Raw genomic sequence first — 940 nt, 5'->3', positions numbered from 1 at the left:
ATGTGTATAAGAGACAGCCACAACGCGGCGCGCGAACCCGATGTCGCCGATCTCTGCACGATGCTCAACCAGATGGGCGCCCAGATCGAAGGTGCCGGCTCCCCAACGTTGAAGATCACCGGGGTGCCGCGGCTGCACCCCACCGAACACGAAGTGATCGGCGACCGGATCGTGGCCGCGACCTGGGCGATTGCGGCGGTAATGACCCGCGGCGACATCTCCGTCACCGGTGTGGACCCGGCTCACCTACAGCTTGTGCTGCACAAGTTGCACGATGCGGGCGCGACCGTCACCCAATCCGACAACGGATTCCGGGTGGTGCAGTACGAGCGGCCCAAGGCCGTCAACGTGGCGACTTTGCCGTTTCCCGGATTCCCCACCGATCTGCAGCCGATGGCGATCGGCCTCGCAGCGATTGCCGACGGCACGTCGATGATCACCGAGAACGTCTTCGAAGCCCGATTCCGGTTCGTCGAGGAGATGATCCGACTCGGAGCCGATGCGCGTACCGACGGCCACCATGCGGTGGTGCGTGGACTGCCGCAGCTCTCGAGTGCACCCGTTTGGGCCTCCGACATCCGCGCCGGCGCCGGTTTGGTCCTTGCGGGCCTGGTCGCAGACGGTGAGACCGAGGTCCACGACGTCTACCACATCGATCGCGGGTACCCGTTGTTCGTGGAATATCTAGCCGATTTGGGTGCTGAGATAGAACGTGTAATATAGGTCGGGCCGGAGGGACGCGGACCGCGGAACTACCGACAGTCTGGAAGTACTTCCGGAAGCCCCGAAAATCTCGGAGTTGACTCAACTCCGGAAACCGAGTATAGTGGCGGGGTTGCCTGAAGCCGGGCGGCGTGTTGTTTGAGAACTCAATAGTGTGTTTGGTGGTTTTTGTTTGTTGTTGTTTTTGCCATGCCTTCGGCGCCCCGTGTTGGGGGTG

1 protein-coding gene is annotated in these 940 nt (G+C 62.0%); it reads left to right on the top strand.

The features are described 5' to 3' along the window. Positions 1 to 723, top strand: a 723-nt coding sequence (locus LI94_RS21300; protein WP_046302495.1) for a UDP-N-acetylglucosamine 1-carboxyvinyltransferase, incomplete at its 5' end; no start/stop codon positions are given. Positions 724 to 940 lie beyond the last annotated feature (217 nt).

Origin of the sequence: Mycobacterium sp. UM_Kg27, assembly GCF_000972905.1 — a bacterium.
Lineage (GTDB): Bacteria > Actinomycetota > Actinomycetes > Mycobacteriales > Mycobacteriaceae > Mycobacterium.
The sequence above is the reverse complement of the archived record's forward strand: the minus strand, read 5'-3'. Positions and strand labels throughout refer to the sequence as shown.